The 17,222-nt window shown below is 58.7% G+C and carries 19 protein-coding genes and 1 other RNA gene; 10 read left to right on the forward strand and 10 right to left on the reverse strand.

Annotation, left to right across the window (positions count from 1 at the left end; all coding sequences use genetic code 11):
* Positions 1–20: 20 nt before the first annotated feature.
* Positions 21–806 carry a transporter substrate-binding domain-containing protein gene (locus PSH78_RS01205; RefSeq protein ID WP_305498011.1) on the reverse strand — a complete coding sequence of 262 codons (786 nt, stop codon included), beginning with the start codon at positions 804–806 and terminating at the stop codon, positions 21–23.
* A gap of 254 nt (positions 807–1,060) precedes the next feature.
* Between PSH78_RS01205 and PSH78_RS01210 the strand changes: the two genes are divergently transcribed.
* From PSH78_RS01210 to PSH78_RS01235, 6 genes are all read left to right on the forward strand, one after another.
* Complete coding sequence (locus PSH78_RS01210) at positions 1,061–1,768, forward strand: FadR/GntR family transcriptional regulator (protein ID WP_305498013.1); 708 nt, start codon at positions 1,061–1,063, stop codon at positions 1,766–1,768.
* Positions 1,769–1,889: 121 nt separating this feature from the next.
* Positions 1,890–2,219 (forward strand): thioredoxin TrxA, encoded by a 330-nt coding sequence (gene trxA / locus PSH78_RS01215; RefSeq protein ID WP_003206727.1) that lies wholly within the window; start codon positions 1,890–1,892, stop codon positions 2,217–2,219.
* A 241-nt stretch (positions 2,220–2,460) separates the two neighbouring features.
* A complete protein-coding gene (gene rho, locus PSH78_RS01220; protein WP_003206716.1) occupies positions 2,461–3,720 on the forward strand; it encodes a transcription termination factor Rho in 1,260 nt (419 codons plus the stop codon).
* 119 nt (positions 3,721–3,839) lie between these two features.
* Positions 3,840–5,306, forward strand: a complete 1,467-nt coding sequence (gene ubiD / locus PSH78_RS01225) for a 4-hydroxy-3-polyprenylbenzoate decarboxylase (protein WP_305498015.1) — start codon at positions 3,840–3,842, stop codon at positions 5,304–5,306.
* Positions 5,306–6,274: a CDP-6-deoxy-delta-3,4-glucoseen reductase gene (locus PSH78_RS01230; protein WP_305498016.1), complete on the forward strand. Its 969-nt coding sequence runs from the start codon at positions 5,306–5,308 to the stop codon at positions 6,272–6,274. Before ubiD ends, PSH78_RS01230 begins: the two co-directional genes overlap by 1 nt.
* A gap of 310 nt (positions 6,275–6,584) precedes the next feature.
* A complete protein-coding gene (locus tag PSH78_RS01235) occupies positions 6,585–7,253 on the forward strand; it encodes a gamma-glutamylcyclotransferase (RefSeq protein WP_305498018.1) in 669 nt (222 codons plus the stop codon).
* On the opposite strand, the gene glpT is transcribed toward PSH78_RS01235, so the two are convergent.
* Entirely contained in the window at positions 7,229–8,578 is a 1,350-nt protein-coding gene (gene glpT, locus PSH78_RS01240) for a glycerol-3-phosphate transporter (RefSeq protein WP_305498019.1), read from the reverse strand. The two genes, PSH78_RS01235 and glpT, sit on opposite strands and share 25 nt — an antisense overlap.
* Before the next feature lie 326 nt (positions 8,579–8,904).
* Here glpT and PSH78_RS01245 point away from each other — a divergent pair, with 326 nt between their 5' ends.
* Positions 8,905–9,492: a TonB family protein gene (locus PSH78_RS01245; protein ID WP_305498021.1), complete on the forward strand. Its 588-nt coding sequence runs from the start codon at positions 8,905–8,907 to the stop codon at positions 9,490–9,492.
* Between the two features lie 50 nt (positions 9,493–9,542).
* Here the strand turns inward: PSH78_RS01245 and PSH78_RS01250 are convergent, their stop codons facing one another.
* The 3 genes from PSH78_RS01250 to PSH78_RS01260 all read right to left on the reverse strand — a co-directional run bounded on the left by PSH78_RS01250 (position 9,543) and on the right by PSH78_RS01260 (position 13,564).
* Positions 9,543–9,800: a bacteriocin immunity protein gene (locus PSH78_RS01250; RefSeq protein WP_305498022.1), complete on the reverse strand. Its 258-nt coding sequence runs from the start codon at positions 9,798–9,800 to the stop codon at positions 9,543–9,545.
* Positions 9,797–12,145, reverse strand: coding sequence for an S-type pyocin domain-containing protein (locus tag PSH78_RS01255; RefSeq protein WP_305498023.1), 2,349 nt, complete (start codon positions 12,143–12,145; stop codon positions 9,797–9,799). The genes PSH78_RS01250 and PSH78_RS01255 overlap by 4 nt, the downstream gene beginning before the upstream one ends.
* A gap of 441 nt (positions 12,146–12,586) precedes the next feature.
* The gene (locus PSH78_RS01260) at positions 12,587–13,564 is read right to left on the reverse strand and encodes an NADPH:quinone oxidoreductase family protein (protein WP_305498024.1); all 978 of its coding nucleotides are present in this window, start codon (positions 13,562–13,564) and stop codon (positions 12,587–12,589) included.
* Between the two features lie 150 nt (positions 13,565–13,714).
* On the opposite strand from PSH78_RS01260, the gene PSH78_RS01265 reads away from it, so the two are divergent.
* Positions 13,715–14,131 (forward strand): flagellar basal body-associated protein FliL, encoded by a 417-nt coding sequence (locus PSH78_RS01265; RefSeq protein ID WP_305498025.1) that lies wholly within the window; start codon positions 13,715–13,717, stop codon positions 14,129–14,131.
* 119 nt (positions 14,132–14,250) lie between these two features.
* Here the strand turns inward: PSH78_RS01265 and PSH78_RS01270 are convergent, their stop codons facing one another.
* The gene (locus PSH78_RS01270; RefSeq protein WP_305498027.1) at positions 14,251–14,703 is read right to left on the reverse strand and encodes an EVE domain-containing protein; all 453 of its coding nucleotides are present in this window, start codon (positions 14,701–14,703) and stop codon (positions 14,251–14,253) included.
* A gap of 195 nt (positions 14,704–14,898) precedes the next feature.
* Here PSH78_RS01270 and PSH78_RS01275 point away from each other — a divergent pair, with 195 nt between their 5' ends.
* On the forward strand, positions 14,899–15,045 hold the full coding sequence (locus PSH78_RS01275) for a hypothetical protein (RefSeq protein ID WP_305498028.1): 147 nt from the start codon (positions 14,899–14,901) through the stop codon (positions 15,043–15,045).
* Between the two features lie 32 nt (positions 15,046–15,077).
* On the opposite strand, the gene PSH78_RS01280 is transcribed toward PSH78_RS01275, so the two are convergent.
* The 4 genes from PSH78_RS01280 to PSH78_RS01295 all read right to left on the reverse strand — a co-directional run bounded on the left by PSH78_RS01280 (position 15,078) and on the right by PSH78_RS01295 (position 16,536).
* Positions 15,078–15,683 (reverse strand): 5-formyltetrahydrofolate cyclo-ligase, encoded by a 606-nt coding sequence (locus PSH78_RS01280; RefSeq protein WP_305498029.1) that lies wholly within the window; start codon positions 15,681–15,683, stop codon positions 15,078–15,080.
* Between the two features lie 119 nt (positions 15,684–15,802).
* Positions 15,803–15,982, reverse strand: a non-coding RNA gene (gene ssrS, locus PSH78_RS01285) — 6S RNA.
* A 30-nt stretch (positions 15,983–16,012) separates the two neighbouring features.
* Positions 16,013–16,330 carry a cell division protein ZapA gene (locus PSH78_RS01290; RefSeq protein WP_039590276.1) on the reverse strand — a complete coding sequence of 106 codons (318 nt, stop codon included), beginning with the start codon at positions 16,328–16,330 and terminating at the stop codon, positions 16,013–16,015.
* Positions 16,327–16,536 (reverse strand): TIGR02449 family protein, encoded by a 210-nt coding sequence (locus PSH78_RS01295; protein WP_003177365.1) that lies wholly within the window; start codon positions 16,534–16,536, stop codon positions 16,327–16,329. The genes PSH78_RS01290 and PSH78_RS01295 overlap by 4 nt, the downstream gene beginning before the upstream one ends.
* 130 nt (positions 16,537–16,666) lie before the next feature.
* Here PSH78_RS01295 and PSH78_RS01300 point away from each other — a divergent pair, with 130 nt between their 5' ends.
* A complete protein-coding gene (locus PSH78_RS01300) occupies positions 16,667–17,221 on the forward strand; it encodes a YecA family protein (RefSeq protein ID WP_305498030.1) in 555 nt (184 codons plus the stop codon).
* Position 17,222 lies beyond the last annotated feature (1 nt).

The raw sequence follows: 17,222 nt of genomic DNA on the forward strand, positions 1-17,222 counted from the left end.
CTCAGCCTCTCAAGCGACGGTCAGAGGTCGGCTGGCAGTGGCTGCTTGAGCCAGGTCTGGGCGTTTTTCTCCAGGCTGCCGTCCGTCTTGGCCGTCGCGAGGATCTGGTTGACCTTGTCCAGCAGCGCCGGCTCGTTCTTGTTCACGCCGACGTACACCGGCGAGTCCTTGAGTTTCACTTTCAACGCCGGAACGCGCTTGGGGTTGCGCTCGCTGATGGCGACCATCACCACGTTGCCACTGGCGATCAGGTCCACCTGGCCGGCCAGGTAGGCGGCGATGGTCGAGTTGTTGTCTTCGAAGCGCTTGATGGTGGTGCCTTCGGGGGCGACCTTGCTCAACTCGATGTCTTCGATGGCGCCACGGGTGACGCTGATGGTCTTGCCCTTGAGGTCGTCCAGGCCATTGATGGCGGCGTCAGGCGGGCCGAATACGGCCAGGTAGAACGGCGCATAGGCGCTGGAGAAGTCGATGACTTTTTCACGCTCAGGGTTCTTGCCCAGGCTGGAAATCACCAGGTCGACCTTGCCGGTGGTCAGGAACGGGATGCGGTTGGTGCTGTTGACGGGCGTCAGTTCAAGCTTGACCTTGAGCTGGTCGGCCAGCAGTTTCGCCGTGTCGATGTCCAGGCCGCGTGGCTTCATGTCCGGACCCACGGAGCCGAACGGTGGAAAATCCTGAGGCACCGCAACCTTGAGCGTACCGCGCTTGACCACGTCTTCCAGGCCATCGGCGTGGGCGGGCAACTGACAAAGCATCAGGCTGGCAAACAGGGCAGTGAGCAGGACGCTGCAACGCTGGATCATGGTGAATCTCCGCGGTCGATGATGTGATTTCTCTGATCGGACAGAGCACAGGCCATGCCAAAGGCCTTGCTGATCCACCAAAGCCGCGATTTTGCTGGCGGGCATCGGTCTGACTGGTCTGAACAGTTGCGTCGCGTTTCGCACCCTTATCGAGCGTTGATACAAGCCGCCGAACCCTGCTGGGGCACGACTTGCCGAGGGCTTCGAATAGCTTTACAACTAGCCGCTCATTGACTCGGTTTCCCTGAAAAACCATGAATTCCATTTCTCGTGCCGTTCCGGAAGTAGCCCTGCAAGGCATCCGCAAGCTGATCGCCGATCAAGGTTTCGGCCCGGGGGATGCGCTGCCGTCACAGCGGGACCTGGCCTTGCAGCTGGGGGTGAGCCGGGCCTCACTGCGCGAGGCGCTGTCATCGCTCAGCGCCTTGGGCATGATCAGCGTGCAGCCGGGCCGAGGTGTGTTCGTGCAATCGCCGGTGGAGGCCCCGCGCAGCGAATCGGCACCGGGTTGGCCCTTCGCCGCACAGGCCTCGCCAGTGGATATCTTTCAGTTGCGTTATGCCCTTGAGGGTTTCGCGGCCGGGTTGGCGGCCGTCACGTTGAGCGCCGATGAGCTCGATGCGCTGGATGACAATGTCGAGGCCATGCGCCGAGAGTTGAAGGCGGGGGATTTCGACGCGGCGGCGCGGCTCGATTTCGAGTTCCACCGGCGGATCCTGCTGGCCAGCGGCAACCAGGCGATGCTGGGCATCCTCACCGCCAGCGCCGATATCTTCCTGGAGAGCCAGAAACTACCGTTCATCAGGGCGGAGCGGGCGATGGAGACGTGGCAGGAACATCGCAAGATCCTTCGCGCCCTGGCCCGCCGGGCATCGGTTTCGGCGCAAAAAACCATGCAGGAACATGTACGTAATGCGGCGTTGCGTACCGGTATCTCATTCATCGCACCGGCCGCTTCGTGAAGCGGGCCATACCCAAAGCCATCAATCTCCATAGCGAGACTCAATCAACTGCGGCTTCCTGAACCTGGGAAGGGCAGCTATGATGGGCCACGTTTTTTTGCTGATTACCCCGGAGATTTCCATGAGCAGCGATCTGATCAAACACGTTAGCGACGCTAGCTTCGAAGCTGACGTACTCAAGGCCGAAGGCGCAGTGCTGGTCGACTATTGGGCTGAGTGGTGCGGTCCTTGCAAAATGATCGCTCCGGTCCTGGACGAAATTGCAGAGACCTACAAGGGCAAACTGACCGTCGCCAAGCTGAACATCGACGAAAACCAGGAAACCCCGGCCAAGCACGGCGTGCGGGGTATCCCGACCCTGATGCTGTTCAAGAACGGCAACGTCGAGGCCACCAAGGTCGGCGCGCTGTCGAAGTCGCAACTGGCAGCGTTCCTCGACGCCAACATCTAAGCGTCGAATGTTCTGCCAAAAGCCCCGCAAATCGCGGGGCTTTTTCGTTATCCAGGGCTAGACGCTCGTAAATCGAGGTGTTACATTCGGCCCCGCACTGGTTTCTCCATTGCCCCCTGCAAGCCGTCGCCGACGCTCTCCTTTCGAACAAGTACGCGATCCTGTCGCCTTCTCCGCGGCGCGGCCTCATTAAGCCAAAAGCTTAATTTCCCCCCTCCATAAATGATTACGTCATTCCTATATGAATCTGACTGAACTCAAGCAAAAGCCGATTACCGAACTGCTCGAATTGGCCGAACAGATGGGCATAGAAAATATGGCCCGTTCGCGCAAGCAGGACGTGATTTTCTCCCTGCTCAAGAAGCACGCAAAAAGCGGCGAGGAAATCTCCGGTGATGGCGTGCTGGAGATTCTCCAGGACGGCTTCGGCTTCCTCCGCTCCGCGGACGCTTCCTACCTCGCCGGCCCGGACGATATCTACGTCTCGCCGAGCCAGATCCGTCGCTTCAACTTGCGCACCGGTGACACCATCGTTGGCAAGATCCGCCCTCCGAAGGAAGGCGAGCGTTACTTCGCGCTGCTCAAGGTCGACACGATCAACTTCGACCGTCCGGAAAACGCGAAGAACAAGATTCTCTTCGAGAACCTGACCCCGCTGTTCCCGACCGTGCGCATGAAGATGGAAGCCGGTAACGGTTCCACTGAAGACTTGACCGGTCGAGTCATCGACCTGTGCGCCCCGATCGGTAAAGGCCAGCGTGGTCTGATCGTTGCACCGCCGAAAGCGGGCAAGACGATCATGCTGCAGAACATTGCCGCGAACATCGCTCGTAACAACCCTGAAGTTCATCTGATCGTGCTGCTGATCGACGAGCGTCCGGAAGAAGTGACCGAGATGCAGCGCACCGTGCGCGGCGAAGTGGTCGCCTCGACGTTCGACGAGCCGCCGACCCGCCACGTGCAGGTTGCCGAAATGGTGATCGAGAAGGCCAAGCGCCTGGTCGAGCACAAGAAGGACGTGGTGATCCTGCTCGACTCCATCACCCGTCTGGCCCGTGCCTACAACACCGTGATCCCGAGCTCCGGCAAGGTGCTGACCGGTGGTGTCGATGCCCACGCCCTGGAGAAACCGAAGCGTTTCTTCGGTGCCGCACGGAACATCGAAGAGGGCGGCTCGCTGACCATCATCGCCACCGCGCTGGTTGAAACCGGCTCGAAGATGGACGAAGTGATCTACGAGGAGTTCAAGGGTACCGGCAACATGGAACTGCCCCTGGACCGTCGCATCGCCGAGAAACGTGTGTTCCCGGCCATCAACATCAACCGTTCCGGTACCCGTCGCGAAGAATTGCTGACGGCCGATGACGAGTTGCAGCGCATGTGGATCCTGCGCAAGCTGCTGCATCCGATGGATGAAGTGGCGGCCATCGAGTTCCTGGTCGACAAGCTGAAAACGACCAAGACCAACGATGAGTTCTTCCTGTCGATGAAGCGCAAGTAAGTCGAGCAGGCCAGCAAGAGCCGGGGAAACCCGGCTTTTTGCTGTCTGTGCATTCACTATTGCGAACGGGCGGCGTTAAACTCGGGCCCCCGAACGCCACGGTCACCATGAGGCTTTGCATGCAGTATCGCGACTTGCGCGACTTTATCAGCGGTCTGGAACAGCGCGGCGAACTCAAGCGCATCCAGGTGCCGGTGTCCCCAGTGCTGGAGATGACCGAGGTCTGCGACCGCACCCTGCGGGCAAAGGGCCCGGCGCTGCTGTTCGAAAATCCGACCGGCTATGACATCCCGGTGCTGGGCAATCTGTTCGGCACACCGGAGCGTGTAGCCCTGGGCATGGGGGCCGAAGCTGTCAGCGAACTGCGCGAGATCGGCAAGCTGCTGGCGTTCCTCAAGGAGCCGGAGCCGCCGAAGGGCCTGAAGGACGCCTGGTCGAAGCTGCCGATTTTCCGCAAGATCATTTCCATGGCGCCGAAAGTCGTCAAGGACGCGATCTGCCAGGAAGTGGTGATCGAGGGCGACGCTGTCGATCTCGCCATGCTGCCGGTACAGACCTGCTGGCCGGGCGACGTGGGGCCGCTGATCACTTGGGGCCTGACCGTCACCAAAGGGCCGAACAAGGATCGTCAGAACCTCGGTATCTACCGTCAGCAGGTGATTGGCCGCAACAAGGTCATCATGCGCTGGCTGAGCCATCGGGGTGGCGCGCTGGATTACCGTGAGTGGTGCGAAAAACACCCTGGCCAGCCGTTCCCGGTTTCGGTGGCCCTGGGCGCGGATCCAGCGACGATCCTCGGCGCCGTCACGCCCGTGCCGGACAGCCTCTCCGAATATGCCTTCGCCGGCCTGCTGCGGGGCAACCGCACCGAGCTGGTGAAATGCCGTGGCAACGACCTGCAAGTGCCGGCCACCGCGGAGATCATTCTCGAAGGCGTGATCCACCCCGGCGAAATGGCCGATGAAGGTCCTTACGGCGACCACACCGGTTATTACAACGAGGTGGACAGCTTCCCGGTGTTCACCGTCGAACGCATCACCCATCGGATCAAGCCGATCTACCACAGCACCTACACCGGACGTCCGCCCGATGAGCCAGCTATCCTCGGCGTGGCGCTGAACGAAGTGTTCGTGCCGATCCTGCAGAAGCAGTTCCCGGAGATCACCGACTTCTACCTGCCACCGGAAGGCTGCTCGTACCGCATGGCCGTGGTGACCATGAAGAAGTCGTATCCGGGGCATGCCAAGCGGGTGATGTTGGGCGTCTGGTCGTTTTTACGACAATTCATGTACACCAAGTTCGTTATTGTCACTGATGACGATATCAACGCACGGGACTGGAGCGACGTGATCTGGGCCATCACTACGCGCATGGACCCCAAGCGCGACACGGTGATGATCGAGAATACGCCGATCGACTACCTCGACTTCGCCTCGCCGGTGTCTGGCCTGGGGTCGAAGATGGGACTCGATGCCACGCATAAATGGCCCGGTGAAACCACCCGTGAATGGGGCCGGGTTATCGTCAAGGATGAAGCCGTTACCCAACGGATCGATGCCATCTGGAATCAGTTAGGAATAGATTGATGCGTGTAACCTTGCAGCCTTCCGGCGCGGTGCTGGAGATACAGCCGGCGGAGCGGATTCTCGATGGCGCCCGGCGCCTGGGCTACGAATGTCCGCAGAGCTGCCGCAATGGCAATTGCCACGTCTGTGGCGCGCTGCTGGTGGAAGGTCGCGTGACGCAGGCCGGTGAGGTGCGTGATCACGGCGAGATCTTCACCTGCATTGCCGAGCCGCTGGAGGATTGCGTGGTGCTCTGGGATGGCGTGCTGGCGCCGGGTGAACTGCCGGTGCGCAACCTGGCGTGCCAGGTCACCGAATGCAGTGACGTCGGCGGCGATGTCTGGCGGGTGCGCCTGCGGGCGCCGGCGGGCAAGCCGCCGCGCTATCACGCCGGGCAATACTTGATGATCGAGCGCGAGAACGGCGAAAAATCGGCGTTCTCCCTGGCCTCGGCGCCGCATTCGGGGCGGGACCTGCAGCTACATGTACTGGCGCGCGAAAGCAGTGCGCTGGCGCTGCTGGAGCAACTGCGGCGCAACCCTACCGTGCGCATCGAAATGCCGTTCGGTGATACCCACTTGTCCGAGTTGCCGGATGGCCCGCTGGTGCTGATCGCCGCTGGAACCGGCATGGCGCAGATGCACAGCCTGATCGAGCACTGCCGGGCAGCCGGTTTCAAGTACCCGGTGCATCTGTATTGGGGCGTGCGGCGGCCGGAGGATTTCTATGAAATCGAGCATTGGGAGGAGTGGAAAAAACTGCCGAACCTGTTCCTGCACAAAGTCGTAAGCGACTTGTGCGGCTGGGAAGGGCGCTGCGGGATGCTCCATGAAGCCGTGTGCGAGGACATCAGCGATCTTTCCCGCGTGTACGTCTACGCCAGCGGCTCACCGGCGATGATTTACGCCACGCTCGATGCGCTGGTGGAGGCCGGCATGGATGCTCATCAGATGCGTGCCGATGTGTTTGCGTACGCGCCGCGGGCTTGAACGGCGTTCGTCCAACCTAGGCTCGGTGAGCTCTTTGTGGCGAGGGAGCTTGCTCCCGCTCGGTTGCGCAGCTACCGCCTCATCTGGGACTGCTGCGCAGTCCAGCGGGAGCAAGCTCCCTCGCCACAAGAACGAATGCCCGTCGATATAACACCTTATATTTCGTTTCGGTATTTAGTTTCGGGGGCTGGATACCGATAACTTATATAGAAGCCCGATGGCATCTAACTTGCCTTAGCTCCTGGAAAACGCCAGCACCTTGGCGTTGCCAAGCCATTTCCAATTCGCGAGGAGCCCTCCGCTACCGGCCATGACCGCTATCGAATCCGCCATCACCTGCGCGCTGTACCCGCCACGACTCGAGTTGGGGCCACAGCTGACCCGGGAACAACTGCTTGCGTCGATGCACTCGACCATGAGCCTGCACCAGGGCGGCCCGGTCTGGCTGTTCGCCTACGGCTCGTTGATATGGCGGCCCGAGTGCACGGCGGTGGAGCGTATGCGCGGGCGAGTGCACGGTTATCATCGCGGGTTGTATCTGTGGTCCCATGAACACCGTGGCACCCCGGAATTGCCAGGGCTGGTGTTCGGGCTGGATCGCGGCGGCTCGTGCAGCGGTTTCGCCTACCGGTTACCGGAAGAAAACCTGCAGGATTCGCTGTTGGCCCTGTGGCAGCGCGAGATGCCCGTGCCGTCCTATCGGCCGCACTGGCTCAGCTGCCGGCTGGAAGATGGCAATCGGGTCCAGGCCTTGGGTTTTGTCCTTGAGCGACACCTGCCTAGCTATGCCGGCAATCTGCCGGATCATGTGCTGAGCCAGGTGTTCGAAAGCGCCTGCGGGCGGTATGGCACGACTCGCGATTATGTCGAGCAGACCATCCACGCCCTGCGCAGCCACGCCATGCCAGACCGTAATCTGGAGGCGCGGCTCAAGCGCTGCAGATCAGCGCTGGATCAGGCGACCGCGTCGCGGCTCTGACTGGCGATCTGCTTGTGCCACAGGGTTGGCGCGAGGAATGCCATGGCCAGCAGGCAGGCACCGATCAGCAGGATGAAGCCGCCATCCCAGCCGAAATGGTCGACGGTGTAGCCCATGGCGGCACTGGCCGCGACTGAGCCGCCGAGGTAGCCGAACAGACCGGTGAAACCCGCAGCGGTGCCGGCGGCTTTCTTCGGTGCCAGTTCCAGCGCCTGCAAGCCGATCAGCATGACCGGGCCATAGATCAGGAAGCCGATGGAGACCAGCGCGATCATGTCGACGGTCGGGTTGCCGGCGGGGTTCAGCCAGTACACCAGCGTTGCCACGGTCACCAGGGCCATGAATACCATGCCGGTCAGGCCACGGTTGCCGCGGAAGATCTTGTCGGACATCCAGCCGCACAACAGCGTGCCCGGAATGCCAGCCCATTCGTAGAAGAAGTAGGCCCAGGAGCTTTTGTCCACGGTAAAGCCCTTGGCTTCCTTGAGGTAGGTCGGCGCCCAGTCCAGCACGCCGTAGCGCAGCAGGTAGACGAACACGTTGGCCATGGCGATGTACCAGAGCATCTTGTTGCGCAGCACGTACTTGACGAAGATTTCCTTGGCGCTGAATTCGTTCTCGTGGCTGGCGTCGTAGCCTTCCGGGTAGTCGTCCTTGTATTTCTCGATCGGCGGCAGGCCCACCGATTGCGGGGTGTCGCGCATGGTCGCGAAGGCAAACACTGCAACGACGAGCGCTACGGTGGCCGGCACATAGAACGCCGCGTGCCAATCATTGAACCAGGCCATCCCCAGCAGGAACAGCGGACCGATCAGGCCGCCGCCGACGTTGTGCGCCACGTTCCACACCGACACCACGCCGCCGCGTTCCTTCTGCGACCACCAGTGCACCATGGTCCGCCCGCTTGGCGGCCAACCCATGCCCTGGGCCCAACCATTGATGAACAGCAGGATAAACATGATCGTCACGCTGGACGTTGCCCAAGGCGCGAAACCGAAGACGAACATGACTCCCGCTGACACCAGCAGGCCGAAGGGCAGAAAATAACGCGGGTTCGAACGGTCGGACACCAGGCCCATCAAGAACTTCGACAAGCCATAAGCGATGGCGATGGCGGACATGGCCAGGCCCAACTGTCCGCGGCTATAGCCCTCGTCAATGAGGTACGGCATGGCCAGGGAGAAGTTTTTGCGCAGCAGGTAGTAACCGGCATAACCAATGAAAATGCCGGCGAAGATCTGCCAGCGAAGACGCCGATAGGTGCTGTCTATTTTTTCTTCAGGCAATGGAGCCTGATGTGCGGCAGGACGAAAGAAAGCAAACATTCAAGGGCTCCAGATTTCTTGTTTTGACTGCGGATGCGAATGTTACAGTTTCATTACCGAAAATAGCATCGCTCGTTGTCGCATAAACAGCGGAAATTTCGATGGATGGTGTTCTTAAGTGAACATGTCGCTCAGGCATACGTTGGTGGCGCTGTAGGAATCTTCATGGTTGGCGTCCTCCCGATGCTTTCATGACAGGAAAGGAGGGAAACGTCCTTCAACCAAATGAGAGGTATCGCCATTCAACCCAAAAGGCGCGGCCTTTACCCTTTACGTTTTGCCGGGTCAGGCATTCAAAAGGGTGGGTTATGAGGTGGTTTGCTGCGATGTTGTTATTGTGTCTATCTGGGCCGAGCTGGGCGGAGGGAATGGTATTGGTGCCAGAGAACAACCCCAAGCCAGGATATCCGACAGCTCTGAGCCGGGCAGGGGTCATGGGAGCGGCCAGGGCCGGCTTCAGGGTGCATGCCGATGGTCGGGTCAATGAGGTCGCCATCCTGCACAGCGACCATCCGGAATTTGCCGAGGCCGTTCGAGGAGCGCTGATTGAATGGCGCTTCAAGCCCTGGACGGTTGATGACAAGCATCCCGCCCAGGTGGATGTCGTGGCACCGTTCGAATTTCGTCTGGACGACGCACCGATTGATGCCAATAAATGGATCAAGACCTGGCGATGCTCGGTCATCACCTCCTATGCCAGCGATCAACTGCATGTGCAGGACCTGCTTCCCTTCCATTACACGCGCAGCTACCTGTCCAACGTATTTTTTGTCAAACAACTGCCCGAAGCCGAGCGCCTGGCAATGATCGCTCGATTCAACCGGCTGCTGCCCTCGATCCTGCAGCGCTGCGGAACGTTTCCCGCATCGCGGTATGTGAAAATGTTGCCGGAGGAGATTCGTGCATTGCTTTAGCTGGGCTATAGAAGCGTCACCGCTGCGCGCGGCGCCGCTTCGAAAAAATTTTATTCTGGCTTGAAGCCAGGTTTGCTGTTTTGCTCTCGCCAGCGTTCAATGCTGTCGAGTATTCCCTCTGGGGTATCTTCAACTCCCTCGTCAGGGTAGAAAATTATATCGGTTCCGTCCGGATGTTCCGACGTGTCGACAATTTGATGGACCAGTGCATCAAGCTCAGATTCGGATGAATAATTTTTATTAAATAAGCGCTCGATCAGTAGCAAAAACTCTTTACGGGTATATTGTTCGTATGGTTTGGTAATCATTCCTGCTCACCATTGTATTTTGAGTGAATATTAATATGGCCTTTAGGTGTCGTGATAGCCATATTGTCTACGTCGTATACGTCGCCACCCTTGCCGATCGGGTGAACGTGATGAACCTCAAATTTTTCTCGTCCCCCAACTTGTTCGTTACGCGGCGCATAAGGGGAGTAGCCGTCTTTCATTATCGCTTGATTTCGGGAGCTGAATTGTTTGACCAGTTCAGGTTCATTTGCAACAGCGGCCCATAGTTTTTCCCTGAAGCTATCAAAGGTTCTCATTTCTTGATCACGCAACCTATCCGCTATCTGGCTGGGAATCGGAGCACCGTTTGGTCCGCTTGTCGCTCTCAGCCAGTCGTTACCGACCGTTTTTCCTGTTCCACTTACCGTACCCGGCTCATATCGCGGCCCGGTCCGACTCGCCATGACATAGACTGGCTTGATCCCCGATTCCATCGGGAAAACCAGCACATAATCATCAATGTCGGCGTCATCACAGGCTGGGTGATCGTCTGCTCTCCCTTCTATCTGAGTAATCCTGGCCCCGGGAAGAATCCTGATCTCCAGCTGCGTTGCAGGCGATTCGGTTGAGCCCAGATGATTGTTTCCTGGAGGGAAATCCGGCGTCCAGGTCAGCGTTCGGGGAAGAGCTCCTTCTGTTATGAATGTGTAGAGATTTGTTTGCGGATCAAGTGATACGTTCCTGATCCTGATTTTATCGGATAGATTTTTGCCGGTGGGTGAAAGGTAAAATTGGCTGTGTTCTCCTCTAACCGATGACACAACCCGAAACGGTAGATGCGCGACGCTAGCGCCTGAAATTAACTGGAGTTCCTCCGCCACTTGAGATAAAGGAATGCTGATCACCACCGGATTGCGCTGCAGTTCACCGTTGGCAATTGGCGTGGAGTAAGACACTGCTACTCCGAGTGCCGCCAGAGGTCCTCCCGATACGGCGACTCTCGCTTTTTGAAGTAGATCAATGGCGCCTTGTAGGGAGAAAGGGGAGCCTTCATATCCGGCAATCAGGCCATCAGGAGCAGTGATCAGCGGTCGCGCCGAAGTCATCGCACCGTTGAAGGTGGGTAGCGAAATATTTTCGATACGGTATTTCGACCGAAAGACTGCATCGATATCTGCTTGTGCCTTACGCAGCGAGGCCTCGCGAGAGCTACTCCTTGATGAATCGGAAAGGTCCCCCGCCGAAAGCGCAGCCTTGGTTGCGTCTTGATGCGCGGCGGCCAGTTCCCGGTGTTTTTGCCGCATCCAGGTCAATTGTTGGTCGACGTCTTGGGGCTGGGCGTGGTTGAACTGATGGAGCAATTCGTTGAAATGCCCCGCCAATGCGGACGCAATTTTCTGTTTTCGTTCTTGTTCAGCTTGTTGCGCCATCGCTCGGGCTTGCGCTTGCTTTCGTGCCTGTTCTATCTGCTCGGCTGCAACACGAAGCTGTTCTTTCACGCGTTCGGCCGATTGAGCGCGGTCTATAAGGCTGGCAAATGTATTTGCTGTTCTTGTTAGATGTTGAACGGATTCTGAATGCAGAAGGGAGGCATGGTAGTCCTGCCATCGCTTTCCCAGCTTTGTCTTTTCTTGTAGAACAACCAGATTATTAAGTGCTTCGAGTTCGGGCTTGCTGAGTGGCGGCTTGATGTTCGGATTGGCTTTTGCATAGGCAGCGATAGCTGTCCGCTCGGTTGTGATGATTTGGGTTACGATTGTCTTGTGATTTCTTAACAGTTGAGAAAGGGGCAAGCCGGTTGTTACCCCCAGCAGCGATGAAACTTTCTTCAGCAGAAATTCAGGCAGAAGTTGGAGATGGATGTTTTTTTCTTGGTTGATAAACCTGAGCTTGGCATCAAGGGTGGTTGTTGAGTTGTTTTTTTCAGCTTGGGTGCCAGTGAGGAACTGCTCGGCTGTCTGGGATGACTGCTCCAATTGTCCAGCGAGAATGTCTTTTTGCAGGGAAAGTCGCTTTAACTCTAACGCCGATCGGTACGCATCATCTATGACGGCGTAAGCGACTGCAATGTTCGGAGGGGAGGTCTGTAGGCTGTCCATTATTTTCTTGAAGGACAATTCCTTCATTAGAAAAAATGGATTCTGGCCGTAGAGCGAGTAGGCGCTTGTGGTGCGTGCTTGATAGTCCGACTCTTTGGCTTGAAGGGCTCTTGCCGTCGCCTGCTGTTCTGTAATTACTTTTTCAAACGGCGAAAGCTGGCGATCACCTAATGCAGATCTTTTTATCTGTTCGAGTTCTTGTCTGGTGGTTTCAGTCAGTTTTATAAAAGTGTTGCTATATTCTGCATCGATGGATTCACTATTGGCTATTCGTTCTCTCAACATGTCATCCCATGCGTAGGGAATAGAAGCGTTGTGTCTTTTTGAGCTTCTACCGGTTCCTCTATGAGGCCCATCGTTCAGTCCCCACGCTATAAAGCCTCCAGTGTTGAAGTCCGGTAACCTTCGCCCTGTTATCGGGATGGGCGGTATTTCGTATGAGCCTGGGCCTAGCTGTATATGTGGTCCCAAATATGTATCCGCGTTATCCATATGACTTATCCATGTCCGATTGGTGTCGCTAGTAAAAAGCACTCGCTGCTGCGCGTGCTGTGCGGGCGAAACAGGTTCGCCTAACTTTTCGACGGAAGTGCGGTAACTATCTACTACCCGGCCGGCTTGTATTTATGGCTGATGGGCATTGCAGAACGGAGCAGAGCAGTCACAAAGAAAAAGGGCCAGAGCCACCTCATCGGTGGCTCTGGCCCTTTTTACCCGGTAGGGGTTTCAGCGAACCTGCACAACCACCTTGCCCACCGCCTTGCGCTGCCCCAGGTCATTGATCGCCTGGGCGGCGTTGCTCAACGGATAGACCTGCGACACCAACGGTTTCAACTTGCCTTCGGCGAACCAGCCAAACAGTTGCTGGAAGTTGGCGGCGTTGTCCTGGGGCTGGCGTTGGGCGAAGGAGCCCCAGAACACGCCTACCACGGCAGCGCCCTTGAGCAAGGCCAGGTTCACCGGCAGCTCGGGGATGCGCCCGCTGGCGAAGCCGACCACCAGCAGCCGGCCGTTCCAGGCGATGGCGCGGACCGCCTGGTCGAACAGGTCGCCGCCCACCGGGTCGTAGATCACGTCGGCGCCCTGGCCGTCGGTGAGGCGCTTGATTTCATCCTTCAGGCTGGTTTCGCTGTAGTTGATCAGTTCGTCGGCGCCGGCGGCCTTGGCTACCGCGAGTTTTTCCGCGCTGCTGGCGGCGGCGATCACCCGGGCGCCCATGGCCTTGCCGATTTCCACCGCCGCCAGGCCGACGCCGCCGGAGGCGCCGAGCACCAGCAGGGTTTCACCGGGTTGCAGGTTGGCCCGTTGCTTGAGGGCGTGCATCGAGGTGCCGTAGGTCATGCTGAAAGCGGCGGCGGTGTTGAATTCCATGGCGGCAGGAATGGGCAGCACGTTGTAGCCCGGGACTGCCACCTGTTCGGCGAAACTGCCCCAGCCGGTCAGCGCCATGACCCGGTCACCGACTTTCAGGTGACTGACCTTTTCTCCCACCTCGCGGACGACGCCCGCTGCTTCGCCGCCGGGGGAAAACGGGAAGGGCGGCTTGAATTGATATTTGCCTTCGATGATCAACGTGTCAGGAAAATTCACCCCGGCGGCGTGCACGTCCAGCAGCACTTCGTTCTTCTTCACGACGGGGCTGGCGACGTCTTCCAGCACCAGCGATTCGGCGGGGCCGAATTCTTTGCACAGCACGGCTTTCATCAGGGCTATTCCTTTGGGAGTGATGGCCGATAAGTGTAGGTGTGAGAGTGAAGGGGTCAACGAGCATGCCCCGCCCTGATAGCCGGCCATAAGCTTGTGCTGGGACGAGGGGGCGGTATGCTGGGCCGCAAATCGGATGAGGAGTCGAATGTGAAAGCGTGGATCATGTTGATGCTGGCCCTGTCGTTGCCTATGGCGGCGATGGCCGAAGAAGCCAAGGAAGCCAAGGAAGGCGAGGCGCCGAAGGTCAGTTACATCACGCTCAGCCCGCCATTCGTGGGCAATTATGGCCTGGACGGAACGACCAAGCTGAAGGTCTACAAGGCCGACGTTGCCCTGCGCGTGACCGGTGACGCCGCCGCTGCGGCGGTGAAGGCTAACGAGCCGTTGATTCGCAATCAGTTGGTGGCGCTGTTTGCCCAGCAGACGACCGAAACCATGAACAACCTTGAAGCCAAGGAAAAGCTGCGGCAGGAAGCGTTGAAGCAGACCCAGCAGGTGATGAACGACGAGACGGGCAAGCCGATGGTGGATGATCTGTTGTTCAACAACCTGATCATTCAGTAGGTTTGTCCGGGCGGGCCCCTTCGCGAGCAGGCTCGCTCCCACAGAGGATTGGCGTTGTGCACAAGATTTCCGTGGGAGCGAGCCTGCTCGCGAAAACGGCCGACAGGACACCGCATTGGTCAGGATTTCAACGCAATGACCGCAGCCCACTGCTCGGCTGTCACCGGCATCACCGACAGTCGCGAGCCTTTTTGCACCAGCGGCATTTCGGCCAGGGCGGCCTGCTGTTTTAGGTAGTCGAGCTTCAGCACCCGTGGGAATGTCTCGACATGGGCAACGTCGAGGGCGGTCCAGGGGTTTTTTTCCGGGCTGGCCTTGGCGTCGAAGTAATGACTGTCAGGTTCCAGGGCCGTTGGGTCGGGATAGGCGGCCTTGACGATTTTGCCAATTCCGGCAATGCCTGGCTCCGGGCAGCTGGAGTGATAGAAGAAAAATGAGTCGCCTACCGCCATGGCCCGCAGGAAATTGCGCGCCTGGTAGTTGCGAACCCCGTCCCAGCGCGCTTGGCCGAGCTTTTCCAGGCCCTGGATGGACAGTTCGTCGGGCTCGGATTTCATCAGCCAGTAGGCCATGATTTCTACTCCTGGGTGGTGGCGATAAAAAGGTTCAGCGATTTTATGACAAACCGACAGTCGGTTGACGCCAGCATTTGCGTGTCGGTTCACGTTGCCGCAAAATGCCGGCCTTCCAAGCTTGACGCTGCTGCACGGCCAGATAAGAAAACCGCTGCTGTCATCGTGTGTGATGTGCCTTGAGGGGGGCAATCGATGAAACGCAAACCGGATTTGTTGTGGGTCCTGGTCATTCTGTTCGGCCTGGGTGTTGTCACCACGGGTTACGCCCAGAGCTTATGGGCCAACAAAAATGATGCACCGATGGAAATCACCCAGCCCGCGCCGGCACTCAAGCGCTGAGCCGTCTTCTGGACGCCGCTGTTTCGCGGCGTCTAGCTCGCCAGATACCAACGCCTGTCACTGACCGTTCCCTGTAACGGTACATCCCAGCTTGCCTGCGCCAATCGTTCGACCTTCTGACACTCATGGGCCAGGCCCAGCAGCGTCGGCTTGCGCCATTGTTTGCGTCGCGACAGATACGCCAGGCTGCGGTCATAGAAGCCGCCGCCCATGCCCAGGCGTCCGCCGGCATCGTCAAACCCCACCAACGGCAGCAATACCAGGTCCAATGTCCAGACTTTGCGCTGCCGGGCGATATTCTTGCGTGGTTCCGGGATGCGGAAACGATTAGGGCGCATTTTTTCGCCAGGATGGATCCGCTGGAACACCATCCTGGTCTGCGGCCAGGGACTGAGCACCGGCAGGTAAGTCGCCTTGCCCCGACGTTGGGCGGCGCGCAGCAGTAGGCGTGGGTCGATTTCACCGTCGTTGGGCAGGTACAGGGCGATGTGTCTTGCGCGGCGAAACAGCGGATGCTGTGCCAGTTGCCGATAAAGCCCGTCGGCGGCTTGCCGTTGCTGGGCCGGGGTCAGGGCACGACGGGCCTGGCGTAGCAGGCGGCGAAGTTGTGGGCGGGTCGGCAGCGCAGGTTCGGTCATATCGATGCTTCGCGAGACGGTGACATCGGCACAGCGTAACCGCAAACGGCGGGACCAGAAAACGCCAAACGCCAGAAACGACAATGCCAGTCGTGCTGACTGGCATTGTTTCAAGAATCAGGCTCCCCGGATGAACCGCTGTCGGCTTAGCCCTTGAACCCGAAAGTTCAAGGTGGAAGTTGCAGGAGGCGTTAAGGCTTTCCGTCAAGCGGACATGCACACCGGCCCCAACGTGCAACCCCCGTGGTTGTGCGTATCGGCTCAGGGACATCACCAACTGGCAAGCACCCCAGGGAGTGACGCAAGTATACCCCAGGCTGCCTCGCGAATCAGCCCTTGCTGACGTCCGGATCGGTAGCCAGTACCAGATCCACCCGATCGAGCAGGTCGCGGACCTGTTCGCGGGTCGAGCCGCTGACCTGTACGTCTGGCGTATCCTGGCGGTGGAGCAGGTCGTGGGTGATGTTCAAGGCGGCCATCACGGCGATGCGATCGGCGCCGATGACTTTGCCGCTGCTGCGGATCTCGCGCATCTTGCCGTCCAGGTAACGGGCGGCGCTCACCAGGTTGCTGCGCTCTTCCTGGGGGCAGATGATCGAATACTCTTTATCGAGGATCTGCACGGTAACGCTATTGCTTGAACTCATGAGTCTTGCTCCAGGGCCTTGAGGCGCGAAATCATCGATTCGACCTTACGCCGGGCGATTTCGTTTTTTTCAATGAGGTGCGCGCGTTCCTCGCGCCAGGTTTTTTCCTGAGCTAATAGGAGTCCGTTTTGGCTCTTAAGTTGCTCGACCCGGTCAATTAGCAGCTCGAGTCTGGCCATCAGCGCTTGCAGGTCGGTGTCTTCCATTGTGTCCACTGAAGAATGTGTCTGATGGAGGGATTTGGGTCGCACAGCCTTTAATGGTCTTGGCGAGTCTGTCGATGTAGGATACAAGGCCTCCATTCTAGACATAGCGCCGTCTGGCGCCTAGCTGCCCATGCCCATTCAGAATTCTCCGTACCAAGCCTTTGCCACCCTGCTGAGCACCAGCGGCCACCCTGTCTCGCCCGCCGAACTGCATGGCCTGCTGCTCGGCCGCAGCTGTGCCGGCGCTGGTTTTGATGCTGACGGCTGGTTGGCCGACGCCGCCGAACTGCTTGAAGGCGAGCCGGCGGACAACGTGCGCAACGCGCTCATCGGCCTGCAGGAAATGGTCAAGGGTGAATTGACCAGTGATGACATGACCGTCGTCCTGCTGCTGCCCACCGATGACGCGCCATTGGCTGAACGCGCCGCTGCGCTGGGTCAGTGGTGCCAGGGTTTCCTGGCAGGCTTCGGCCTGACCCGCCGCGAATACGCCTTGAGCGATGAAGCCAAGGAAGTGTTGCAAGACCTGGCGGCCATCTCCCAGGTGCAGGACGCCCTGGAAGAATCCGACGACGGCGAGAGCGACTACATGGAAGTGATGGAGTACCTGCGGGTCGCGCCGTTGCTGCTGTTTACCGAGACCAGGAAAACCGATGCAGCGGCGCCCAAGCCGTCCTTGCATTAAT

Source organism: Pseudomonas sp. FP198, from assembly GCF_030687895.1.
GTDB lineage: Bacteria > Pseudomonadota > Gammaproteobacteria > Pseudomonadales > Pseudomonadaceae > Aquipseudomonas.

What these genes read in the sequence shown, in the direction of transcription:
- PSH78_RS01210 (WP_305498013.1), top strand. Translation starts at nt 1,061, where the DNA reads ATGAATTCCATTTCTCGTGCCGTTCCGGAAGTAGCCCTGCAAGGCATC.
- trxA (WP_003206727.1), top strand. Translation starts at nt 1,890, where the DNA reads ATGAGCAGCGATCTGATCAAACACGTTAGCGACGCTAGCTTCGAAGCT.
- PSH78_RS01245 (WP_305498021.1), top strand. Translation starts at nt 8,905, where the DNA reads ATGTTGTTATTGTGTCTATCTGGGCCGAGCTGGGCGGAGGGAATGGTA.
- PSH78_RS01235 (WP_305498018.1), top strand. Translation starts at nt 6,585, where the DNA reads ATGACCGCTATCGAATCCGCCATCACCTGCGCGCTGTACCCGCCACGA.
- ubiD (WP_305498015.1), top strand. Translation starts at nt 3,840, where the DNA reads ATGCAGTATCGCGACTTGCGCGACTTTATCAGCGGTCTGGAACAGCGC.
- PSH78_RS01280 (WP_305498029.1), bottom strand. Translation starts at nt 15,683, where the DNA reads ATGACCGAACCTGCGCTGCCGACCCGCCCACAACTTCGCCGCCTGCTA.
- rho (WP_003206716.1), top strand. Translation starts at nt 2,461, where the DNA reads ATGAATCTGACTGAACTCAAGCAAAAGCCGATTACCGAACTGCTCGAA.
- PSH78_RS01250 (WP_305498022.1), bottom strand. Translation starts at nt 9,800, where the DNA reads ATGATTACCAAACCATACGAACAATATACCCGTAAAGAGTTTTTGCTA.
- PSH78_RS01275 (WP_305498028.1), top strand. Translation starts at nt 14,899, where the DNA reads ATGAAACGCAAACCGGATTTGTTGTGGGTCCTGGTCATTCTGTTCGGC.
- glpT (WP_305498019.1), bottom strand. Translation starts at nt 8,578, where the DNA reads ATGTTTGCTTTCTTTCGTCCTGCCGCACATCAGGCTCCATTGCCTGAA.
- PSH78_RS01290 (WP_039590276.1), bottom strand. Translation starts at nt 16,330, where the DNA reads ATGAGTTCAAGCAATAGCGTTACCGTGCAGATCCTCGATAAAGAGTAT.
- PSH78_RS01230 (WP_305498016.1), top strand. Translation starts at nt 5,306, where the DNA reads ATGCGTGTAACCTTGCAGCCTTCCGGCGCGGTGCTGGAGATACAGCCG.
- PSH78_RS01255 (WP_305498023.1), bottom strand. Translation starts at nt 12,145, where the DNA reads ATGTTGAGAGAACGAATAGCCAATAGTGAATCCATCGATGCAGAATAT.
- PSH78_RS01260 (WP_305498024.1), bottom strand. Translation starts at nt 13,564, where the DNA reads ATGAAAGCCGTGCTGTGCAAAGAATTCGGCCCCGCCGAATCGCTGGTG.
- PSH78_RS01205 (WP_305498011.1), bottom strand. Translation starts at nt 806, where the DNA reads ATGATCCAGCGTTGCAGCGTCCTGCTCACTGCCCTGTTTGCCAGCCTG.
- PSH78_RS01270 (WP_305498027.1), bottom strand. Translation starts at nt 14,703, where the DNA reads ATGGCCTACTGGCTGATGAAATCCGAGCCCGACGAACTGTCCATCCAG.
- PSH78_RS01295 (WP_003177365.1), bottom strand. Translation starts at nt 16,536, where the DNA reads ATGGAAGACACCGACCTGCAAGCGCTGATGGCCAGACTCGAGCTGCTA.
- PSH78_RS01300 (WP_305498030.1), top strand. Translation starts at nt 16,667, where the DNA reads ATGCCCATTCAGAATTCTCCGTACCAAGCCTTTGCCACCCTGCTGAGC.